The organism is Rhizobium sp. BR 249 (assembly GCF_047445895.1).
Lineage (GTDB): Bacteria > Pseudomonadota > Alphaproteobacteria > Rhizobiales > Rhizobiaceae > Rhizobium.
Window position 1 is genome coordinate 87,655 of sequence record NZ_JARWKX010000001.1, and the last position, 20,694, is coordinate 108,348.

The 20,694-nt window shown below is 62.2% G+C and carries 19 protein-coding genes; 13 read left to right on the forward strand and 6 right to left on the reverse strand.

Going from position 1 to position 20,694, the window contains the following annotated elements; translation table 11 throughout:
* Positions 1-22: 22 nt before the first annotated feature.
* Both QD408_RS00415 and QD408_RS00420 read left to right on the forward strand, forming a co-directional pair.
* Positions 23-997 carry an ABC transporter permease gene (locus QD408_RS00415; RefSeq protein WP_088683967.1) on the forward strand — a complete coding sequence of 325 codons (975 nt, stop codon included), beginning with the start codon at positions 23-25 and terminating at the stop codon, positions 995-997.
* 65 nt (positions 998-1,062) lie between these two features.
* Complete coding sequence (locus QD408_RS00420) at positions 1,063-2,082, forward strand: zinc-binding alcohol dehydrogenase family protein (protein ID WP_414137981.1); 1,020 nt, start codon at positions 1,063-1,065, stop codon at positions 2,080-2,082.
* 163 nt (positions 2,083-2,245) lie between these two features.
* Here the strand turns inward: QD408_RS00420 and QD408_RS00425 are convergent, their stop codons facing one another.
* Entirely contained in the window at positions 2,246-2,971 is a 726-nt protein-coding gene (locus QD408_RS00425) for a copper homeostasis protein CutC (RefSeq protein WP_414137982.1), read from the reverse strand.
* Positions 2,968-4,197 carry a LysR family transcriptional regulator gene (locus QD408_RS00430; RefSeq protein ID WP_414138232.1) on the reverse strand — a complete coding sequence of 410 codons (1,230 nt, stop codon included), beginning with the start codon at positions 4,195-4,197 and terminating at the stop codon, positions 2,968-2,970. Before QD408_RS00430 ends, QD408_RS00425 begins: the two co-directional genes overlap by 4 nt.
* 37 nt (positions 4,198-4,234) lie before the next feature.
* Here QD408_RS00430 and QD408_RS00435 point away from each other — a divergent pair, with 37 nt between their 5' ends.
* The 7 genes from QD408_RS00435 (at position 4,235) to QD408_RS00465 (ending at position 11,348) form a co-directional block, all read left to right on the forward strand.
* Positions 4,235-4,426, forward strand: a complete 192-nt coding sequence (locus QD408_RS00435; RefSeq protein ID WP_414137983.1) for an acetyltransferase — start codon at positions 4,235-4,237, stop codon at positions 4,424-4,426.
* 185 nt (positions 4,427-4,611) lie between these two features.
* Positions 4,612-5,520: an ABC transporter substrate-binding protein gene (locus tag QD408_RS00440; protein WP_088684591.1), complete on the forward strand. Its 909-nt coding sequence runs from the start codon at positions 4,612-4,614 to the stop codon at positions 5,518-5,520.
* Between the two features lie 68 nt (positions 5,521-5,588).
* On the forward strand, positions 5,589-6,755 hold the full coding sequence (locus tag QD408_RS00445) for an ABC transporter permease (protein WP_414137984.1): 1,167 nt from the start codon (positions 5,589-5,591) through the stop codon (positions 6,753-6,755).
* On the forward strand, positions 6,752-7,696 hold the full coding sequence (locus tag QD408_RS00450; RefSeq protein WP_088684589.1) for an ABC transporter ATP-binding protein: 945 nt from the start codon (positions 6,752-6,754) through the stop codon (positions 7,694-7,696). The genes QD408_RS00445 and QD408_RS00450 overlap by 4 nt, the downstream gene beginning before the upstream one ends.
* A complete protein-coding gene (locus QD408_RS00455) occupies positions 7,693-8,442 on the forward strand; it encodes an ABC transporter permease (RefSeq protein ID WP_414137985.1) in 750 nt (249 codons plus the stop codon). The genes QD408_RS00450 and QD408_RS00455 overlap by 4 nt, the downstream gene beginning before the upstream one ends.
* A gap of 47 nt (positions 8,443-8,489) precedes the next feature.
* Positions 8,490-8,885, forward strand: a complete 396-nt coding sequence (locus QD408_RS00460; RefSeq protein ID WP_088684587.1) for a VOC family protein — start codon at positions 8,490-8,492, stop codon at positions 8,883-8,885.
* A 9-nt stretch (positions 8,886-8,894) separates the two neighbouring features.
* Positions 8,895-11,348 (forward strand): glycoside hydrolase family 2 protein, encoded by a 2,454-nt coding sequence (locus tag QD408_RS00465; protein WP_414137986.1) that lies wholly within the window; start codon positions 8,895-8,897, stop codon positions 11,346-11,348.
* A 276-nt stretch (positions 11,349-11,624) separates the two neighbouring features.
* Here the strand turns inward: QD408_RS00465 and QD408_RS00470 are convergent, their stop codons facing one another.
* Positions 11,625-12,017: a PRC-barrel domain-containing protein gene (locus QD408_RS00470; RefSeq protein WP_088684585.1), complete on the reverse strand. Its 393-nt coding sequence runs from the start codon at positions 12,015-12,017 to the stop codon at positions 11,625-11,627.
* A gap of 249 nt (positions 12,018-12,266) precedes the next feature.
* Here QD408_RS00470 and QD408_RS00475 point away from each other — a divergent pair, with 249 nt between their 5' ends.
* The 3 genes from QD408_RS00475 to otsA all read left to right on the forward strand — a co-directional run bounded on the left by QD408_RS00475 (position 12,267) and on the right by otsA (position 17,644).
* Positions 12,267-13,967 carry a long-chain fatty acid--CoA ligase gene (locus QD408_RS00475; protein WP_414137987.1) on the forward strand — a complete coding sequence of 567 codons (1,701 nt, stop codon included), beginning with the start codon at positions 12,267-12,269 and terminating at the stop codon, positions 13,965-13,967.
* 139 nt (positions 13,968-14,106) lie between these two features.
* On the forward strand, positions 14,107-15,732 hold the full coding sequence (pgi, locus tag QD408_RS00480) for a glucose-6-phosphate isomerase (protein WP_088684583.1): 1,626 nt from the start codon (positions 14,107-14,109) through the stop codon (positions 15,730-15,732).
* Between the two features lie 511 nt (positions 15,733-16,243).
* Positions 16,244-17,644, forward strand: coding sequence for an alpha,alpha-trehalose-phosphate synthase (UDP-forming) (gene otsA, locus QD408_RS00485; RefSeq protein ID WP_414137988.1), 1,401 nt, complete (start codon positions 16,244-16,246; stop codon positions 17,642-17,644).
* A 43-nt stretch (positions 17,645-17,687) separates the two neighbouring features.
* Here the strand turns inward: otsA and QD408_RS00490 are convergent, their stop codons facing one another.
* The 3 genes from QD408_RS00490 to QD408_RS00500 form a co-directional block, all read right to left on the reverse strand.
* On the reverse strand, positions 17,688-18,614 hold the full coding sequence (locus QD408_RS00490; protein ID WP_088684580.1) for a carbohydrate kinase family protein: 927 nt from the start codon (positions 18,612-18,614) through the stop codon (positions 17,688-17,690).
* A gap of 62 nt (positions 18,615-18,676) precedes the next feature.
* The gene (locus tag QD408_RS00495; protein ID WP_088684579.1) at positions 18,677-19,372 is read right to left on the reverse strand and encodes an orotate phosphoribosyltransferase; all 696 of its coding nucleotides are present in this window, start codon (positions 19,370-19,372) and stop codon (positions 18,677-18,679) included.
* A 75-nt stretch (positions 19,373-19,447) separates the two neighbouring features.
* Positions 19,448-20,101: a TetR family transcriptional regulator gene (locus QD408_RS00500; RefSeq protein ID WP_414137989.1), complete on the reverse strand. Its 654-nt coding sequence runs from the start codon at positions 20,099-20,101 to the stop codon at positions 19,448-19,450.
* A 98-nt stretch (positions 20,102-20,199) separates the two neighbouring features.
* Between QD408_RS00500 and QD408_RS00505 the strand changes: the two genes are divergently transcribed.
* Entirely contained in the window at positions 20,200-20,682 is a 483-nt protein-coding gene (locus QD408_RS00505) for a DUF1772 domain-containing protein (RefSeq protein ID WP_414137990.1), read from the forward strand.
* Positions 20,683-20,694: the final 12 nt, after the last annotated feature.

Genomic DNA, 20,694 nt, shown 5'->3' on the forward strand with positions numbered 1-20,694 from the left:
AAGACTAAGAGGGAGAGAACTGATGACGACCACCCCCACCGAAATCGCCGCGCCGCCACCGCGCCGGAAAATGAACATCCTGTTCGGCCTGACTCTGCTCGGCCTGCTCCTCTTCCTCTGGCTCGTGCTGGCCCTCCGGACGGACAGCTTCTGGACGCCACTCAACATTTCCAACCTGCTGCGCCAGGGCGCGATGACGGCGATCCTGGCACTCGGCCAGACCTTCGTCATCATCACCGCCGGCATCGACCTGTCGGTCGGCGCGATCGTCGGCTTCTGCACGGTCATCATCGCCTGGCTCCTGCAGGCGGGCGTGCCGCTCTGGGGCGCAATCGTGCTGACGCTCGCCATCGGCGTCGCGATCGGCGCCTTCCACGGCTTCGGTATCGTGCATATGGGCCTGCCGCCGTTCATCATCACCCTGGCAACGCTGACGTCGCTGCGCGGCATCGGCCTCCTGATCACCAACGGCTCGACGATCAGCATCACCGATGAGAGCTTCAGCAACTTCGCGCGGGCCGATTTCCTGGGTATTCCGAGCCTGTTCTGGATGGTCATCCTGGTGGCGATTCCATCCTTCATTTTCCTTCATCTCAGCCGCTGGGGCCGCTATCTCTTCGCGGTCGGCTCGAATGCGGAAGCCGCGCGCCTTTCCGGCGTCAACGTCAAGGGCATGATCTACCTCGCCTATATCCTGTCCGCCGGTTTTGCCGCCTTCGTCGGCGTGCTGCTCGCCTCGCGCATCGCGATCGGCAATGCGACACAGGCCGACGGCTGGGAACTGCAGGCGATCGCCTCCTCCGTCATCGGCGGCACCAGCCTCTTCGGCGCGGTCGGCTCGGTGCATGGCCCGCTGATCGGCGCCTTCATTCTCGCCACCATCAACAACGGCGCCAACCTTTTGAACGTCAACTCCTTCTGGCAGCGCATCATCACCGGCCTGCTGATCATCGTGATCGTCTTCTTCGACCAGCTGCGCCGCCGAAAGAGCAATTGAGCGACAAAGAGATAAAGCCGGTCCAAAAGGCCGGCTTCCTCATTTCCAGGAATGCGAGATCCGTCATGAAAGCAGTTGTTTGCCGGGAGCCCGGCGTGCTCGACATCGTCGAACGTCCATCCCCCGCTTCACCGGCGCCCGGCTGGGTGCGGCTGGCCGTCAGCCATGTCGGCATCTGCGGCACGGATTATCATATCTTCGAGGGCAAGCATCCTTTCCTCGAATATCCCCGGGTGATGGGACATGAGATCTCGGCGACGGTGATCGAGGCCGGGGACGGCGTGACGCTTGCGGCCGGCACCCCCGTCATTGTCAATCCCTATCTCTCCTGCGGCCAATGTGTCGCCTGCATCAAGGGCAAGCCGAATTGCTGCACTAATATCAAGGTGCTCGGCGTCCACACCGACGGCGCCTTCTGTGAGGAGATTTCGGTTCCGGCGGACAATCTCTATCCCGCCCGGGGCCTAAGCCTGGAGGCGGCGGCCACGACGGAATTTCTGGCGATCGGCGCCCATGCGGTGCGCCGCTCGCTCACCGGCGCAGGCGCCCGCTCGCTCGTCATCGGCGCGGGGCCGATCGGGCTTGGAGCGGCGATCTTCTCGCGCATTGCGGGCCATGAGGTGACCTTGCTCGATACCAGCGCGGAGCGGCTGCAGATGGCAGCCGAACGCTTCGGCTTCACGTCGGGCATCGTCGCCGATGAAGGAACCGCGGATGCCGTGCGGGAAAAAACCAATGGCGACGGTTTCGATGTCGTCTTCGATGCAACGGGCTACGGCCCGTCGATGGAAAAGGCTTTCTCCTTCGTCGCCCATGGTGGCGCGTTGGTGCTCGTCAGCGTCGTCAAGGACGATATCCGCTTCTCCGACCCGGAATTCCACAAGCGCGAGATGATGCTGATCGGCAGCCGCAACGCCACCCGCGTCGATTTCGAACATGTGGCGGATTCGATCGCCAAGGGGCTGGTGCCGGTCGACAAGCTCATCACCCACCGCACGGTGCTTGCCGATGCACCGCGCGATCTCGCCCGCTGGGCGCATGAAAAGAGTGGGTTGATCAAGGCCGTCATTAGGATTGGTGGGTAGGGTAATTCCTGGCCCGCCACAGGATCCTCTTACAAGGGGACGTGAGAAACGAAGACGGTGCGGCATATCCTCTTCTCCTCAGCGGCAGGGCTGTCCGGGGAGAAGAGGGAATCGAGAGGCTGCGGCTTGTCCTTGGTCCCGTTTACGGGACCAGAGGGTGAGTTTAAGCCACCGCCTCGATCGCCCTACACACCTCCCTGACCACAGCGACATCCGTCTTGTTCGTACTTTTCGCCTCGAAACCAAACGCCACTGCGCGCGGGTCGGCGCTTTCGACGGGCGAGCTGCAGGAGCCATGCACCTCGCGGGCGCCGGTGGCCTTCAAAATCTCTCCGACATTGGCGGGGCGGATGCCGCTGCCGGGCATGATCGAAATGCGGCCGGCGGCCTTGGCCGAAAGGCGTTTCAGCGTTTCAATCCCATCCTGCGCCTTCAGCGCGCAGCCGGAGGTGAGGATGCGTTCGCAACCGAGTTCGACCGCCTGTTCGAGCGCCTGATCGGCATCCGGCACCAGGTCGAAAGCGCGATGCAGCGTCGAGCCCATGCCCGCAGCATGCGTCTTCAGGCGGTGGATCAACGACATGTCGAGCGTGCCATCCGGGCGGTTGGCGCCGATGACGACGCCGGCGAGGCCGGCGGCGCGCGTGGCATCGATATCGAGCATCATCGCTTCTTCGTCCGCCCTGCCGAAGATGAAGGGGCCGGCGTGCGGGCGGATCATCGCATAGATTGGAATGGGCGCTCTGGCGGCGATCCGCATCAGGCTCGGCAGCGGCGTCAGGCCGCCGAGTTCCAGCGCCGAGCAGAGTTCGATGCGGCCGGCGCCGCCGGCAATCGCGGCGGCAAGGCCCTCGGCGCTGTCGACGCACACTTCCAGCAGGATCGTCATGCTGCGCTCTCCCTGACTCTGTCGGTTTGCATGGCAGGTTCCGACGTAATTCTCGCCGCCGCCTCGATGATGACGGCGCTGGCATCGGCGGCGGCTTTGCGATGGTTGAAGGCCACGTGATAGGACATCGGCAGGTATTCGTCGAGATCGACGATGCGCACCTTGCCGGCGATCGGCATGGCGCTGACCCGGCCGAGGAAAGAAACGTAGCCGTGATTGGCGACGAGGTCGACGATCACGGGCAGCGAATCCGCCGCAGTGATATCCCGATTGCGGAAGCGCCGGTTCGGCGCGCGCTCGTCGCTGAAGGCCATGGCCGCGTGGCCGAGGCCGGTGCGTGGGCTCGGCATGCAAATCGCATAACCGGCGACGAGATCGGCGACTGTTGTCTCGGTGCTGTCGGGCGGCGCGATCACTACCATATCGGTCCGCAGCAATTCGCGATGGCGGAAATTTTCCAGCCCGAAGACCGAATCCAGGATCGCGACATCGATGCGGCCGCTTTTCAGCGCTTCGCGCAGGTCGTCGGCGGTCATCGAGACCAATGAGATGGCATTGTTGCTGCGGCGCGCATTCCATTCCGAAACCAGCGATCCCAGGCAGCGCGCCACCCAGCTTTCCGAACCTGTCGGAATGATCGAGCCGATGCGCAGCGACCGGGCCGTGCGCCGATAGCGTTCGTCGGCCGAAGATTTCAGATCGTTCCATGCCTGGCTGATCGTGATGAAGAGCTGATAGGCGCGCCTGCCCTCCTCCGTCAGCACCGAGCCCTGCGCCTGCCGCTCGAAGAGGCGATGGCCGAGAAATTTTTCAAGATTGGCGAGCTGGAGCGAAAGCTGCGGCTGACCAAGGCGAAGGCGACGAGCGGCGCGATTGATGCTGCCTTGGTCGGCGACTTCGAGAAAGCGCTCCATCGTGACGATCTTGATGGGAATGCGCGATGCCCAGCTTTCGTTCTCGGCGGCCGCGGCATCATGCCCCGCCAGTTGAGCGAGTTCACCGGTCGCGGTCGTGATCGGCCCCAGCCCTTCCAGCACCCTGTCGCTGGCAAGCAGCGTTGCGAGCTCACCCGAAGAGCGCTCCGTCAGCTTCATCGCCAGTTCGGTCTCGAGGTGGCGGATCGCCGTCGAGACGGTGGAGGGCGACAGCTGGAAGCGGCGCGCGGTCTCGCGGACCGAACCGGATTTCAGGACATGGCTGGCGATGAAAAGGGCACCGAGATGCAAAGAACCCGCTCCGAAAGCGCTGGAAAAACCGGACGATATGATCGCCAAAAAAGATATCCCCGCCCCGGAATCGGCGTTCTATCGTTTGAAGCATAAAAAATCCGGGCGGCGGAATTCCCGCAACGAGCACCGGACCATCGTGGAAACACGCAAGGGGACAAAAACAAATCGCGCCGACTTTGGAAAAGGGAATGCATTTCCGCGCGCGGAGATGTGTTCGCCGCCATAATCACCGACGCGACCGCAAATACTGGAGGGCGCTTGCATCGATTTTTCGGACAGGCACGCTATTTCCATGACGCACGCAATTCCGGCATGATGGCGGTTTGGCCGCTATGTCGGGCGGATTTCCTGCGCGCAAGCCTCCCGCCAAGGGCTTGGGCCTCATCAACGGTGTTCAAAAGGGGATATTCCATGCTGAAGAAACTCGCACTTGCCGTTTCGCTCTCCGCCTTCGCGGCGGGCGCGGTTCAGGCCGCAGACGTCGTCGTCTCGTCGAAGATCGACACGGAAGGCACGCTGCTCGGCAACGTCATCGCGCTCGCGCTCGAAGCCAACGGCATCAAGACGCAGGACCGTATCGCGCTCGGCGCGACGCCGGTCGTGCGCAAGGCGATCACCGCAGGCGAAATCGACATCTATCCGGAATATACCGGCAATGCCGGCTTCTTCTTCAACAAGGCCGACGACGCGGCCTGGAAGAACATCGACCAGGGATACGAACTGGCGAAGAAGCTCGATTACGACGCCAACAAGATCGTCTGGCTGACACCGTCGCCCGCCAACAACACCTGGGCGCTCGCCGTGCGCAACGACGTCGCCGAGCCGAACAAGCTGAAGAGCCTGACGGACTTCGGCAAATGGGTTGCCGGCGGCGGTGAAGCCAAGCTTGCCGCTTCGGCCGAATTCGTCAATTCGGCCGGCGCGCTTCCCGCCTTCCAGACGACCTACGGCTTCCAGCTGAAGCCCGACCAGATGGTCGTTCTCTCCGGCGGCGATACGGCGGCGACGATCAAGGCCGCGGCCGACCAGACCAACGGCGTCAACACCGCCATGGTCTACGGCACCGACGGCGCGATCCAGGCGGCCGAGCTCACCGTTCTCGAAGACGACAAGAACGTGCAGCAGGTCTATGCGCCGACGCCGATCATCCGCGAGGAAGTCCTGAAGGCCAATCCGAAGATCGAGGAAATCCTCTCGCCGATCTTCAAGAGCCTGAGCGCCGACGAGCTGCGCAAGCTCAACGCCAAGATCCAGGTCGACGGCGAGCCGGCAAAATCCGTCGCTGAAGCCTATCTCAAGGAAAAAGGCTTCCTGAAGTAGTCGCTTATCGCTCCGCCCGATCGCGGGCGGAGCCTGCCTTTGCCGATAGGCCAGACAGGGTTGGATCGATGGAAGAAACCTCAGCGGTCCGCAGACTGGACCGGCTCGGCGTGGTTCTGGTGGCCGGCGGCATTGCAGCGACGGCACTGATGCCCTTCATCTATGTCAAGGCGAACCGCATCGCCGCCGGCAAGCCGATGCTGCTGACGCAGCTTCTTCCCCAGCCTTCCGTCATCGTTCTCACCATCCTTCTCTTTCTGACGGCCATTGCCACGCTGTTCCTCGCCAATGCCATGGCCCGGCTTACCGTCGCCACCCTCTGCCTCGCCGCGCTGGTCGCCGCAATCGGCCTGGTCTCGACCGCGGCGACGCCGCCCGGCAGCACCGTGGCGCGCATGACGCCCGGCGGCGGTTTCTGGATGCTCTTCGCGGTGATCGGCCTCATCATATCCGATGCGCTGGTCAAGATCCGGCTGGCGCCCTGGATGCGGGTCGCGGCGCTGGCGGGTTACACGGCGCTGCTCTTTGCTTTCCTTTCCTCCGGCCTGGTCGACAGCCTTTCGATCATGAAGGAATTCTCGACGCGGGCGGCGCAGTTCCGCACGGAGGCATTCTCGCATCTGCTGCTGGCACTCGGATCGCTTGCGATCGCTATCGTTCTCGGCCTGCCGCTCGGCATCCTCTGCTTCTGGGTGCCGAAGCTGCGCGCGGTCGTGCTGCAGGGCCTCAGCCTGATCCAGACGATCCCGAGCCTGGCGCTCTTCGGCCTGTTGATGCTGCCGCTCGGCTATCTCGCCACCCATGTGCCGCTCGCGGCCGCTATCGGAATTCGCGGCATCGGCACGGCGCCGGCGCTGATCGCGCTGGTGCTTTATTCGCTGCTGCCGATCGTCGCCAACACCGTCGTCGGCCTGCAGGGCGTCGACCCCTCGGTGCGCGATGCCGCGGCCGGCATGGGGCTGACACGCCGGCAGATCCTCACCGGCATCGACATGCCGCTCGCCTTTCCCGTCATCCTCACCGGCATCCGCATCGTGCTGGTACAGGCGATCGGCATGGTGACGATCGCCGCGCTGATCGGCGGCGGCGGCTTCGGCATCTTCATCTTCCAGGGGCTCGGCCAGACGGCGATGGACCTCGTCCTGCTCGGCGCCGTGCCGACCGTCTTCTTCGCCTTCTCATCGGCCGTCATCCTCGATGCGGTCATCGACAGCATCCGGGGACCTGCCGCATGAGCATGATCGAGATCAGGAACGTCACCAAGCGCTATGGTACGGCAACCGTCGTCGACAAGGTCTCGATGAGCGTCGAGAAGGGCGAGATCACCGTCATCGTCGGCACATCGGGTTCGGGCAAATCGACACTGATGCGGATGATCAACCGACTGGTGCCGATCACCGAAGGCGAGATCTTCGTCGGCGGCCAGAATGTGATGGACGTCGAGGTGACCGAGCTTCGCCGCCGGATCGGCTATGCCATCCAGGGACACGGCCTCTTCCCGCACCGGACGGTGGCGCAGAATATCGCCACCGTGCCGCAGTTGCTCGACTGGGATTCCGCCCGCATCACCCGGCGGGTGGAGGAACTGCTCGGGCTCTTCAACCTCGATCCGGCTGATTTCGCCGACAAATATCCGCATCAGCTTTCCGGCGGCCAGCAGCAGCGCGTCGGCGTCGCCCGGGCGTTGGCGGCCGAGCCGGAATTGCTGTTGATGGACGAGCCCTTCGGCGCGCTCGACCCCGTCATCCGCGGCAAGGCGCAGGACGACCTCCTGGCGATCCAGAAGCAGTTCGGCACCACCATCATCCTCGTCACCCACGACATGGACGAGGCCTTCCATCTCGGCAATCAGATCGCGGTGATGAGCCAGGGCCGATTGCTGCAATGCTCGACGCCGGAAAAGATCCTGACCGAACCCGCCGATCCCTTCGTCCAGCAATTGACCGGCACCTCCGACCGGGCGCTGAAGCTGATGTCGCTGCTGCCGCTGAAGGAGAGCATGGAGCCGGCAAAGAGCGGTCTTTCCTATGCGCTGCCGCAGTCGCTCAGCCTGCGCGATGCGCTGGCTGAAATGATCTGGCAGGGGGTCGACGAGGCGACCGTACAGGATGCCGAGAAGGCGCCCGTGGGATCTATCTCGATGACGCGGCTTCTCGAACTGGGCCGCAAGGCATGAAACTCGTCGTCGCCAATCTTTTCCGGCTGGCCGCACTTGCCCTGCTGCTCATCCTGCTGTTCAGGACGGAGTGGCTTTCTTTCCTGCTCGTACCGCTGACGAGCAACAATGCGCCCGCCGTCTATACGCAGAACAGCCTTGTCTCGCTCGCCGTCGGCCATCTCGAGCTCGTCATCGGATCGATCGCCTGCAGCGTCGTGCTCGCCGTTCTCGGCGGCATCTTCGTCACGCGGGAAAGTGGTACTGATTTTCTGCCGCTGTCGCGCGCCATCGCCAATGCCGGGCAGACTTTTCCACCTGTCGCGGTGCTGGCGCTCGCCGTTCCCGCCACCGGCTTCGGCGCCATGCCGACGCTGATTGCGCTCTTCCTCTACGGCCTGCTGCCGATCTTCGAAAACACCGTCGCCGGCTTGAAGCAGGTCTCGCCGCAGGTGCTCGACGCCGCCGATGGCATGGGCATGAACGGCGCGCAGCGGCTCTTCCGCGTCGAGCTGCCGCTTGCCCTGCCGCTGATCCTCGAAGGGCTGAAGGTCGCGACCGTCATCAACATCGGCACGGCGACGATCGGCTCGACGGTTGCGGCAAAGGGCCTCGGCGAAGTCATCATCGCCGGGCTGATATCGGACAATACCGCCTTCATCCTGCAGGGCGGCCTGATCGTCGGTCTGATGGCCGTGCTGATCTATGACGCCATGGGCCTGATCGAAGCGGCGATCACGCGAAGAATCGGCTTGCGCGCGGCGTGAGATGACCGCTACCAAGGCTGCGGTGATCGAAGCAATGGGAGGCCGCCTTGGCGAAGATGATCCACTCCATGATCCGTGTTCTCGACGAGGCGCGCTCCGTCGAATTCTATAGCAAGGCATTCGGTCTTTCGGTCGCCGACCGCGTCGATTTCGACACCTTCACGCTGATCTATATGAGCAATGCCGAGACCGGCTTCGAACTGGAGCTGACGGTCAATAAAGGCCGGACCGAGCCCTACGAGCCCGGCAACGCCTATGGGCATCTCGCCGTCTCCGTCGAAGAAGTCGCCGTCGAGCGCGAGCGCCTGTCGAAACTGGGGCTGAAGCCCGGCCAACTCGTGGAGCTCAACCGCGACGGCAAGCTCTTCGGGCTGTTCTTCTTCATCAGCGACCCCGACGGCTACAAGATCGAAGTGCTTCAGCGCCACGGCCGGTTTCTCTAAGGACTCTTCATGATCGAAAAGACCGAGCTCAATTCCGGCTGGACGCTCACCTGTAACGACACAGGAAGGCCCGGCCTGCCTGATACGATCCCCGCGGCAGTGCCGGGATGCGTGCATCTCGACCTCCTCGCCGTCAGGCTGATCCCCGATCCCTATATCGACGTCAACGAGATCACCAATGACTGGATCGGCAGGACGGACTGGACCTATCGCTGCTGTTTCGAGGCGATGCCTGCCGATGGCAAGGTGCGGGAACTCGTCTTCCACGGGCTCGATACGATCGCGACCATCGTCCTCAACGGCCAGGAGATCGGCCGCACCTTCAACATGCACCGTACCTACCGTTTCGATGTGTCGGGGCTCTTGAAAGCCGGCGTCAACGAACTCTGCGTCACCTTCGGCTCCGCCTATGCCTATGGAGCGGAGATGGAGAAACATTACGGCTACCGCCCCAACAATTATCCGGGACCGGGCAATCTGATGCGCAAGATGGCCTGCAATTTCGGCTGGGACTGGGGTCCGACGCTGGTGACGGCGGGCCTCTGGAAGCATGTCGCGCTGGAAAGCTGGGATCGGGCGCGGTTTGCCGAAACACGGGTATCCGCCAGTCTTGCCGGCGGCGACGGGCTGGTGAAGGTGCATGCGAAACTGGCGCGGCATGGCGATGACGCACCGTTCCGTCTGGTCGCCGCGATCGGCGGCGTGACGACGACGGTGGCGGTCGGCGCCGGAGAAAATGAGGTTTCGTTCGAGCTTAACCTGCCCTCACCGCAGCTATGGTGGCCGCATCATCTTGGGGCGCAGCCGCTCTACCCCCTGACGCTTGAGCTGAGAGACGATGCCAGCGGCGATCTGCTCGATCGTTTTGAGCGCGAGCTCGGTTTCCGCTCGTTGAGGCTCGATACTTCGGCCGACGCGCACGGCTCGGCCTTTACCTTTATCATCAACGACGTGCCGCTCTTCATCTGCGGAGCGAACTGGATTCCCGATGATTGTTTCCCCTCGCGCGTGACGGCCGAGCGTTACGTTGCAAGAATCGAAGAGGCCAAGGCCGCCAATATCCATATGCTGCGCGTCTGGGGCGGCGGCATCTTCGAGCGCGACGAATTCTACGAGGCCTGTGACCGCATGGGCATGCTGGTCTGGCAGGATTTCCTCTTTGCCTGCGCCGCCTATCCTGAGGAGGAACCGCTTCGAAGCGAAGTCGAGGCCGAGGTGCGCGACAATGTCGTGCGGCTGATGCCGCATGCCAGCCTGGTCCTCTGGAACGGCAACAACGAGAATATCTGGGGCTTCGACGAATGGGGCTGGCGGCCGATCATCAAGGCGGGCGAAAGCTGGGGGCTCGGCTATTATCTCGACCTGCTGCCGAAACTTTGCGCCGAACTCGATCCGGATCGGCCCTATTATCCCGGCAGCCCCTATTCCGGCTCGATGGAGATCGCGCCGAATGCCGATGCACATGGCTGCAAACATATCTGGGACGTGTGGAACGACGTCGGCTACGAGGTCTACCGCAATTACATCCCGCGCTTCTGCTCCGAATTCGGCTGGCAGGCGCCGGCCAATTGGGCGACCATCGAAGAAAGCGTGCACGACAAGCCGCTGACGCCGCAATCGAACGGCGTCTTCCACCATCAGAAGGCGACGCAGGGCAATGACAAGCTGATCCGCGGTCTCGCCGGCCATCTGCCGGAACCGAAGACGATGGACGACTGGCACTTCGCCACCCAGCTCAACCAGGCCCGCGCCATCCGGTTCGGCATCGAGCACATGCGCTCGCACCGGGCTATCTGCAAGGGCGCCGTGGTCTGGCAGTTTAACGATTGCTGGCCGGTGACCTCCTGGGCAGCGCTCGATTCGGCCGGGCGCCGCAAGCCGCTCTGGTATGCGCTGAAGGCGGCCTATGATCCGCGCCTCTTGACGATCCAGCCACGCAGCGATGGGCTTGCGGCAGTGGCGGTCAACGAAAGGACGCTGTTCTGGCGGGCGAAGATCCGCGGCAGGCGCATGAAACTCGACGGCACCGTGCTCGCAGAATTCGAATTCTGGCGACTGCTCTGCGACCGCTTCGAGGCGAAGGAATTTCCGTTGCCTGGGGATATCGTCAGCGCAGGCTTACCTAGGGATGAGTTTGTTCTCGTCGAGATGTTGGACAGGCGCGCCTTCCACTATTCCGTCGAGGATATCGACCTCGCCCTGCAAGCGCCGCGGATCAGCATCGATGTGACTGCGATCGACGGCGGTTACGCGGTCAAGGTGACGGCGCAGAATTTCCTCAAGGATCTCTGCCTGATGGCGGATCGGCTGGCTCCGGATGCTGTCGTCGATTCGATGCTGGTGACGCTGTTGCCGGGCGAAAGCCATGTGTTTGTCGTGCGGACGGCGGAGATAATTCTGGCAAATGGCATTGTGGTCGGCACGGTGCTGCGATCGGCCAATGATCTTGTGGCAGGCCGCTGAAAAGCCCCTCATCCGCCTGCCGGCACCGACCGGGGTCGAGCCACGGGTCTCGACCCGTCCTTCGGACCCCCGCTCGCGGGGAGAAGGGGATATGCCGTGATCTTTCCGTCCCTCACTCAACCTCTCGCAAGGCACGTCCCCTCGCCCCGTCAGAACGGGGAGAGGGTTAGGGTGAGGGGCAATTATGAGGCACAGGGGATAATACGCAGCCACCGCACAAACACCAAAAAGGCCCCGCACCCACGGGGCCCTTCCAGTTCGGTCCATCGGACGAGATTACATCCAGTAGGGCGGCACGCCGTAGTAGTCATAGACCCGGCGGCCATTATCGTTGTACCAGGTGTCGTCATCGTCCGAATAGCTCGGTGCACCTTCGATCTGCTCCTTCGTCAGGTCGATGCGGTAGCCGTCCAGCTGGGTGTCGTAGTTCAGCTTTTCCCAGGGCAACGGATAGTGATCGTGACCGATGCCGAGGAAGCCGCCGAAGCTCAGAACGGCATAGGCGACGCGGCCATCGCGCTTGCCGATGATCAGGCGCTCGATCGAGCCGATATGCCTGCCGTCGGCGCCATAAACACGCGTGCCTTCGACGCGGTCGCTGGCGATCAGCGAATGCGTATCCTTTACATTCGGGTCGCGGCGGCTGGCGTCAGTATCCTGATTCAACATTGTCGATCTCCTTTTGGTGTTCCTCGGATTGGGTATGGAAGATCAACGTCATGGCGGACTCAAAGTTCCCGTCTTTATCACCGTCATGCGAGCCACGAATGTTGACGTTTACGTCAAGGTTAGTATAGCCTCAATCTCGGCTTGAACCATTCAGGCAATGGCATAAGCTGCCGGACTGGAAGACGGAGGATCCTTCCAGTCGATTCTCGGCTGAAGCCGGCGCGGCGGCCGCAAGGGAGAGAGAACACGATGAACAGCATTTCCGCCCATCCGAACGGAGCCAAGCCGGAAAAGCCCTGGCTTGCCACCTATCCGGATAATGTTCCAGCCGAGCTTCCGCCGCTGGAACATTCCTCGCTTGCGGAGCTGCTCGAAAAATCCTGTGCGCGTTACGCCGACCGCACCGCCTTTTCCAGCATGGGCAAGGCGATGAGCTACCGCGAACTGGAAAGCCAGACGCGCAAGGTCGCCGCCTGGCTGCAAAGCCTCGGCCTCGAGAAGGGCGACCGCGTGGCAGTGATGATGCCGAACGTGCTGCAGAACCCGGTCGCGACCTACGGCATCCTGCGCGCCGGCCTTACCGTCGTGAACGTCAATCCGCTCTACACGCCGCGCGAACTCGAACACCAGCTGAAAGATTCCGGCGCCAAGGCGATCTTCGTGCTGGAGAACTTCGCCCGCACCGTCGAACAGGTTCTCAACAAGACCGACCTGCGCCATGTCGTCGTCACCTCGCTCGGAGAGATGCTGGGACCGAAGGGTCTGATCGTCAATTTCGTCGTGCGCAAGGTGAAGAAGCTCGTTCCCTCCTGGTCAATCCCTCAGCACAAGAGCTTCGGCCAGGTTCTGCGCGAGGGTGCCGCAAAAAAGCTCCAGCCGGTTGCGCTTGCAGACAGCGACATCGCCTTCCTGCAATATACCGGCGGCACGACGGGCATTGCCAAGGGCGCGGTGCTGACGCATCAGAACCTGCTTGCCAACAAGCTGCAGCTGTCGCTCTGGCTGCGATCGGCCTTCGAGCGCAAAAAGCAGCCCGAGGTGCTGAACTTCCTCTGCGCGCTGCCGCTCTACCACATCTTCGCGCTGACCGTGAATTCGCTGATGGGCATGTCGCTCGGCGCCCACAACATCCTGATCGCCAATCCGCGCGATATTCCGGGTCTCGTCAAGGAATTCGGCAAATCGAACGTGCATATCTTTCCCGGCCTCAACACGCTGTTCAATGCGCTGATGAACAATGCCGATTTCGCCAAGCTCGATTTTTCCCCGCTCATCATGTCGATCGGCGGCGGCATGGCCGTGCAGCGCCCGGTCGCCGAACGCTGGCTTAATATCACCGGCACGGCGATAACCGAGGGCTACGGCCTTTCCGAGACGTCACCTGTCGCGACGGCCAACCGCTTCGATTCGCCTGAGTTCACCGGCTCGATTGGCCTGCCCATCCCTTCCACCGAGCTCGACATTCGCGACGAGAACGGCCAATCGCTGCCGCTCGGCGAAATCGGCGAGATCTGCATCCGCGGACCGCAGGTGATGGCCGGTTACTGGCAGAAGCCGGAGGAAACGGCGCGGGTGATGACCGATGACGGCTATTTCCGCTCGGGCGACATGGGTTTCATGGACGAACGCGGCTACACCAAGATCGTCGACCGCAAGAAGGACATGATCCTGGTTTCGGGCTTCAATGTCTATCCAAACGAGATCGAGGAAGTCGCCGCGATGCATGCAGGCATCCTCGAAGCCGCCGCCATCGGCGTGCCGGACGGGCATTCGGGCGAAGCGGTGAAGCTCTTCGTGGTCAAGAAGGACCCGAACCTGACGGAAGCCGATGTGAAGGCCCATTGCACGGCCAATCTCACCAACTACAAACGTCCGCGCTTCATCGAATTCCGCACCGAACTGCCGAAGTCGCCAGTCGGCAAGATCCTGCGCAAGGACCTGCGCGGCTGAATTTGACAGCTTTATGAAAATAAGGGCCATCCGCTTGCCGCGGGTGGCTTTTTTCATATTGGAGCGGCAGCTGAACTTGATTTGCGCCCGATAAAGCGAATAGTTTCCGCAACCCTTTCCGCTTCCAAAGGAGCCTCCCATGAACGCCATCGTCGAACAGCTGAAAAGCACCGCTGATGCCACCAAGGCGACCGATCTCCGCGCCGCCTTCGCCGCCGATCCGCAGCGCTTTTCGCGTTTCTCCGTCTCGCTTGACGACCTGTTGATGGATTACTCCAAGACGGCGGTGAACGAAGACATCCTCAAGCTCCTGGTGAAGCTTGCCGAAGAAGGCGGCGTCGAGAAGAAGCGCGAGGAAATGTTCTCCGGCAAGGCGATCAATTTCACCGAGGACCGTGCCGTCCTGCACACGGCGCTGCGCAACCGCTCCAACACGCCTGTCCTGGTCGACGGCAAGGATGTCATGCCCGATGTCAACGCGGTGCTCGCCGCCATGGGTAGGTTTGCCGACGATATCCGCTCGGGCACGCTGAAGGGCGCGACCGGCAAGGCGATCACCGATGTCATCAATATCGGCATCGGCGGCTCTGATCTCGGCCCTGTTATGGCGACGCTGGCGCTGGCGCCCTTCCATGACGGTCCGCGCGCCCATTTCGTCTCCAACATCGACGGCGCGCATATCGCCGATATCCTGAAGCTCGTTCAGCCCGAGACGACGCTGTTCATCGTGGCTTCCAAGACCTTCACGACCGTGGAGACGATGACCAATGCGCAAACGGCGCGTAACTTCATCGCCAAGGCGCTCGGCGAAGCGGCCGTGCAGCATCACTTCGCCGCCGTCTCCACGGCGCTCGACAAGGTTGCCGCTTTCGGCATCGACAGCGCCCGCGTCTTCGGTTTCTGGGATTGGGTCGGCGGCCGCTATTCGATCTGGTCGGCGATCGGCCTGCCGCTGATGATCGCCATTGGCCCGGAGAATTTCGGTAAATTCCTCGACGGCGCCCATGCCGTCGATAATCACTTCCGTAAGGCGCCAATTACCGAAAACCTGCCGATGCTGCTCGGCCTGATCGGCTTCTACCATCGCAATGTGCTGGGCTATCCCACCCGCGCCATCCTGCCTTACGACCAGCGCCTGTCGCGCTTCCCGGCCTATCTGCAGCAGCTCGACATGGAATCGAACGGCAAGGGCGTCACCATCGACGGCACGCCGGTCGAAGGCAATTCCGGCCCGGTCGTCTGGGGCGAGCCCGGCACCAACGGCCAGCACGCCTTCTATCAGCTGATCCACCAGGGCACGAGCATCATCCCGGCCGAATTCATGATCGCCGCCAATGCCTTCGAGCCGGAACTGCGCCACCAGCACCAGCTGCTGATCTCCAACGTGCTTGCCCAGTCGGAAGCGCTGATGAAGGGCCGCACCTTCGCGGAAGCCAAGAAGCAGCTGACCGACAAGGGCATGGACGACAAGAAGGCCGATTTCATCGCGCCGCACCGCGTCTTCCAGGGCAACCGTCCGTCGATCACCTTCGTCTACGACAAGCTGACGCCTTATGCGCTCGGCCGCCTGATCGCGCTTTACGAACATCGCGTCTTCGTCGAAGGCGTGCTCTTCCGCATCAACTCCTTCGACCAGTGGGGCGTCGAGCTCGGCAAGGAACTGGCGACGGGCCTGCTGCCTGTCGTCGAGGGCAAGGAGAGCGCTGCGAGCCATGATTCCTCCACCCAGGGCCTGGTTACGGCGCTGGCAAAGCTTGCGAAATAGGCGATCGAGATTGCCCTCACCCTTGCGAGAGGGAGCCGGGAACGGAGAGGTCGCGGCTTGTCCCTTCGCCCCATCGGGAGAAGGTGCCGGCAGGCGGATGAGGGGGCCACACGGCACACCTCTCACATTCAACCTGTCCCGCCACGCCGGGGGCACACGATCGAGCGATGCCGTCACGGTTGGCGCCGGTGACCTTATCGGAAAGACCGGCGTCGGCGGCCCCCTCATCCGCCCTACGGGCACCTTCTCCCCGCTGGGGAGAAGGGGAGTCGCGAGACTGCGGCTCTTGGCACGAAAGCCGGATTGAACGTTCTTCTAATAGAAAATTGTAGAAAGAATTCTTTCAATCCGCCGGAATCGCCCTAGATTCAAGCAAAATCTGTGCGCAGGGCACTTCCCGCGAACTGGCCTATCAAGCCGGGGGGATGACGCTCTGTTTCATTGTTTCCGCCGGCGTATGCACCGGGCCGCCGGCATCTGGATATGCTCCCATCTTCACCAAAGGAAGCTCATGAGCCGTCTAATCGTCGTTTCCAATCGTGTTCCCATGCCGGCCAAGGATGGGAGCGCTCCTGCCGGCGGGCTGGCCGTCGCGTTGCAGGCAGCCCTGCAGGAGCGCGGCGGCATTTGGATGGGATGGTCGGGAGAGTCGAGCGGAGACAGGGAGCCCGGCCCGCTGTCGCAATTGCAGAAGGGCAACATCACCTATGCGCTGACCGATCTCACCGACACCGATGTCGAGGAATATTATCGCGGATTTGCAAACCGTGTTCTTTGGCCCATCTGTCACTACCGTCTTGATCTCGCCGAATATGGCCGAAAGGAAATGGCCGGCTATTTCCGGGTCAACCGCTTCTTCGCGCACCGGCTGGCGCCGATGATCGAGCCGGACGACATCATCTGGGTTCATGACTACCACCTCATTCCGCTGGCGGCGGAACTGCGGCAAATGGGGCTGAAGAACCGCATCGGCTTCTTCCTGCACATTCCCTGGCCGCCGGCCGACATTCTCGTCACGATGCCCGTTCATGAAGAAATCATGCGCGGCCTCTCCCATTACGATCTCGTCGGCTTCCAGACCGACTACGATCTCCAGAACTTCGCCGGCTATCTCAGACGGGAAGGCATTGGCGACGACCTTGGAAATGGATTGTTCGATTCCCACGGGCGGATCTTCAAGGCCGGCGCCTATCCGATCGGGATCGAAACCTCGGCCTTCGCCGAATTCGCCGAGAGAGCCGCAGACAATGTCATGGTGCAGAAGACCCGGCGCAGCATTGAAGGGCGGGACATGATCATCGGGGTCGATCGCCTCGATTATTCGAAAGGCATCATTCAGCGGCTGGAAGCGTTCGAACGCTTTCTCACTGGCAATCCTGCCTACCAGAACAAGGTCACCTATCTACAGGTAACGCCGAAATCGCGATCGGAAGTCCCCGAATACGAGCATATGCAGAAGATGGTCGCCGAACAGGCAGGCCGCGTGAACGGCGCCGTCGGGACGGTCGACTGGGTGCCGATCCGCTATGTCAACCGATCGGTCAGCCGCAGCGTGCTCGCCGGCCTCTACCGCCTGGCGACGATCGGGCTGGTGACGCCGCTACGCGACGGCATGAACCTCGTCGCCAAGGAATATGTCGCCGCCCAGAACCCTGATCGTCCGGGCGTCTTGGTGCTATCGCGCTTCGCCGGCGCAGCACGAGAGTTGAAGGGCGCATTGCTGGTCAACCCCTACGACGTCGAAGGCACTGCCAATGCGCTTGCCAGGGGCCTTGCGATGTCCCTCGAAGAGCGCCGCGACCGCTGGAGCATGATGATGGAACATCTGCTCTCTCACGATGTCTCGCTTTGGTGCAAAGACTTCTTGCACGACCTGGTGGTCGATGCCGAGCTTCCGCAGACAGCCGCCTGATCGATCGGCGTCCAGACGTCAGGACGATGAGGCGGCTTAAGCGCTAAAGCCCAATCTCCCGCGCCCAGGGCGGGTTGGCGCCGGCGCGGGACACGGTGACGGCGGCGGCTTTGGCGCCGAGCGTCAGGGCGTTGCGTACCGCCTTCTCGTCGAGTGAGGCGACCTGTTGCTTGGTCAGCAGATTATCCATCTTCAGCGAGGCCAGCACGCCGGCGTCGAAGGTATCGCCGGCGCCGACCGTATCGACGACGGCAACGCGCTCGCTCGGCACCGTTACCTTGCGATCCCTGGTATAGCCGGAGGCGCCTTCGGCGCCCTTGGTGATGACGACGAGCTTGGCGCCATGGGCGAGCCAGTGGGCCGCGAGTGTGTCATGGTCGCCTGAAAGGCCGAACCATTCGAGATCCTCGTCGGAGAATTTGATGATGTCGGATTTTGCGGCCATACGCCTGATGCGCGCCATATGCGCCTGCTTGTCCTTGATGAAGCCGGGGCGGATGTTCGGATCGAGCGAGATGACGCGCCGGGCGGCTTCGCGGTCGAGCAGTGCTTCGTAGGTTTCGCCGCAGGGGCTTGGGATCAGGCTGATGGCGCCGAAATGCAGCGCTTCGCAATCGTCACCAAGCGCCGGCAGGTCGGCTTCGGTGATCATCCGGCCTGCCGTGCCTTCATCGTAGAAGGCATAGGTCGCCTGGCCGTTGACCAGCTTGACGAAGGCGATCGTCGAAGGGCGCGGGGTGATGGCGCATGGGCTGTAATCGACGTTGCTCGCCTTCAGCGTCGCAAGCAGGATTTCGCCCATCATGTCGTCGGCGATACCGGTGAAGAAGGCGGTGGGGATGCCGAGGCGGCCGAGCGCGATGGCGGTGTTGAAGATCGCACCGCCGGCATAGGGCGCAAAGCCCTTTTCACCAAGGGTCGTGTCCCTCGGCAGCATGTCGATCAAGGCTTCGCCGCAGCACAAAATCATCGAATTCCTCCCAACAGGATCTACGCGTTCTTCAATCGATTAAGCGAGCTTTTGTCAAAAGGCTAGAGCGAAAGCTCACTGACACCACCATTCCTCGCCGACCAGGCGAGCGGCGCATCGAGGAAGGCCTCGACTTCCGACAGCGTCTTCTCGTCGAAGAGCTTCTGCTGCTTGGCGATCGCGAGAACTTCGCGCCAGGTGGCGATATAATGGAGCCGGACCTTGCCATTGGCGAAGCGATGGTGGGCTTCCGGGAAAATGCCGTAGAAGAACAGCGCGATGCCATGATCGACGATGCCGCCGGCAGCGCGAACGGCATCGATGAAGGTGAACATGCTGCCGCCGGCCGTCGTCAGATCCTCGATGACAAGGACGCGCGAACCTTCCTTCATCTCGCCCTCGATCTGCGCGTTGCGGCCATGGCCCTTCGGCTTCTTGCGGACATAGATCATCGGCAGGCCGAGACGATCGGCAAGCAGTGCGGCGAAGGGAATGCCCGCGGTTTCGCCGCCGGCGATGCAATCGAACTGCTCGAAGCCGGCATCGCGCAGGAGCGTGCTGGCGGCAAAATCCATCACCGTCGAGCGGACGCGCGGGAAGGACAGGAGCTTGCGGCAGTCGATATAGACGGGGCTCATGATGCCGGAGGCATATTTATAGGGCGTTTCGGCGTTGAAGTGCACCGCCTTGATCTCCCAGAGCATCTTTGCCAGCAGTTCCGCCATGATAGCGCGGTCGGGGAATGTGGTCTGGATCATGCGGCTCTCTCCTTCGGCTGACGTTAAAGCGGCAATAGCAGCAAGAGCGGCCGGTTTCCAGACGGAAGACAGCCGTCAGCCGAGCAACCGGTCGATATCGGCAACCTGCATCCTCTTGAAGAGCGCGATCGCCCGCGCACCTTCTTCCTCGTCGAGCGAAACCGCGTAGCGAACCGCGGCTGCCAGCAACTGCATCGTCAGCCGGGCAATGGCCAGAAGCTCGGTTTCGGTCCGCGCCGACCACAGTCGTTGTAGCACCGAAAGCAGGGCCCGCGCATGGAATTCCATGTCCTCGGCATCGACCTCCTGAAGAAGCTTGTCCGTGTGGGTCGCATGCCAGATATCGCGCATCACGGGTTCGCGGCGGAAGAAAGCATAATATTCATCCGCGATGACGCAGAGCGCGATGCGCAGATTTTTGGCGTCCGTCACCTTCGCCAGCTCCTCTTCCACGCACCGCCTGCCTTGCTCGTTGAAGCGCTCGGCCAATGTCCGGATGATCGAAGTCTTGTCGGGGAAATACTGATAGAGGGCGCCGAAGGAAAGGCCGGCCTTTTCGACGATCTCGCTCATCTTCAAGCCATCGCTGCCATTGCTTTCGATCAGTTCCGCCGCGACGGCGAGGATCTTTTCGAAGCGCTCACGTCCGCGCTGCTGGCTCGGAATGCGGCGCGGCTGGCCGATAGGCTGGGGCGATCGCCGGCGCGTTGCGGCTGATTGTTCCGACATCGTCTGCTCCTTGGCGGTTGACAAACAAAATAAGAGAGATTATCTCATTTTGCAAATAAGAGACTTTCTCTTATTTTGTCCCTGGAAGGAGCTTCGACATGCAGATCGTCCTCATCCTTTCCCTCGTGGCCGCCGCGATCGGCAGCGGCCTCGTCGCCGGCATCTTCTTCGCCTTCTCGACCTTCATCATGACTGCCTTTTCGCGCATCCCGGTGGAACAGGCCATCGCTGCCATGAACTCGATCAACGTGACGATCGTCCGCTCGCCCTTCATGGGCCTCTTCGTGCCGACGGCGATCCTCTGCCTCGTCATCGCCGTGCTGGCGGTGATCGACTGGCGGAGCGGAGCATCCTTGCTGATGCTGGCGGGCGCCGCGCTTTATGTCCTCGCCTCGTTCATATCCACCATCGTCTTCAACGTGCCGATGAACGATGCGCTGGCAAAAGTCAGCGGCGGCGGGACGGAAGCGACCGCGCTCTGGACCAGCTATCTCAGGGACTGGACGTGGTGGAACCATGTGAGGACGATCGCCTCGCTGCTCGCCTCGGTGGCCTTCGTCCGCGCGTTGATGATCCTGTGAAAAGGTGGAGGA

What these genes read in the sequence shown, in the direction of transcription:
- QD408_RS00415 (WP_088683967.1), top strand. Translation starts at nt 23, where the DNA reads ATGACGACCACCCCCACCGAAATCGCCGCGCCGCCACCGCGCCGGAAA.
- QD408_RS00420 (WP_414137981.1), top strand. Translation starts at nt 1,063, where the DNA reads ATGAAAGCAGTTGTTTGCCGGGAGCCCGGCGTGCTCGACATCGTCGAA.
- QD408_RS00425 (WP_414137982.1), bottom strand. Translation starts at nt 2,971, where the DNA reads ATGACGATCCTGCTGGAAGTGTGCGTCGACAGCGCCGAGGGCCTTGCC.
- QD408_RS00435 (WP_414137983.1), top strand. Translation starts at nt 4,235, where the DNA reads ATGATCGCCAAAAAAGATATCCCCGCCCCGGAATCGGCGTTCTATCGT.
- QD408_RS00440 (WP_088684591.1), top strand. Translation starts at nt 4,612, where the DNA reads ATGCTGAAGAAACTCGCACTTGCCGTTTCGCTCTCCGCCTTCGCGGCG.
- QD408_RS00445 (WP_414137984.1), top strand. Translation starts at nt 5,589, where the DNA reads ATGGAAGAAACCTCAGCGGTCCGCAGACTGGACCGGCTCGGCGTGGTT.
- QD408_RS00450 (WP_088684589.1), top strand. Translation starts at nt 6,752, where the DNA reads ATGAGCATGATCGAGATCAGGAACGTCACCAAGCGCTATGGTACGGCA.
- QD408_RS00455 (WP_414137985.1), top strand. Translation starts at nt 7,693, where the DNA reads ATGAAACTCGTCGTCGCCAATCTTTTCCGGCTGGCCGCACTTGCCCTG.
- QD408_RS00465 (WP_414137986.1), top strand. Translation starts at nt 8,895, where the DNA reads ATGATCGAAAAGACCGAGCTCAATTCCGGCTGGACGCTCACCTGTAAC.
- QD408_RS00470 (WP_088684585.1), bottom strand. Translation starts at nt 12,017, where the DNA reads ATGTTGAATCAGGATACTGACGCCAGCCGCCGCGACCCGAATGTAAAG.
- QD408_RS00475 (WP_414137987.1), top strand. Translation starts at nt 12,267, where the DNA reads ATGAACAGCATTTCCGCCCATCCGAACGGAGCCAAGCCGGAAAAGCCC.
- pgi (WP_088684583.1), top strand. Translation starts at nt 14,107, where the DNA reads ATGAACGCCATCGTCGAACAGCTGAAAAGCACCGCTGATGCCACCAAG.
- otsA (WP_414137988.1), top strand. Translation starts at nt 16,244, where the DNA reads ATGAGCCGTCTAATCGTCGTTTCCAATCGTGTTCCCATGCCGGCCAAG.
- QD408_RS00490 (WP_088684580.1), bottom strand. Translation starts at nt 18,614, where the DNA reads ATGATTTTGTGCTGCGGCGAAGCCTTGATCGACATGCTGCCGAGGGAC.
- QD408_RS00495 (WP_088684579.1), bottom strand. Translation starts at nt 19,372, where the DNA reads ATGATCCAGACCACATTCCCCGACCGCGCTATCATGGCGGAACTGCTG.
- QD408_RS00500 (WP_414137989.1), bottom strand. Translation starts at nt 20,101, where the DNA reads ATGTCGGAACAATCAGCCGCAACGCGCCGGCGATCGCCCCAGCCTATC.
- QD408_RS00505 (WP_414137990.1), top strand. Translation starts at nt 20,200, where the DNA reads ATGCAGATCGTCCTCATCCTTTCCCTCGTGGCCGCCGCGATCGGCAGC.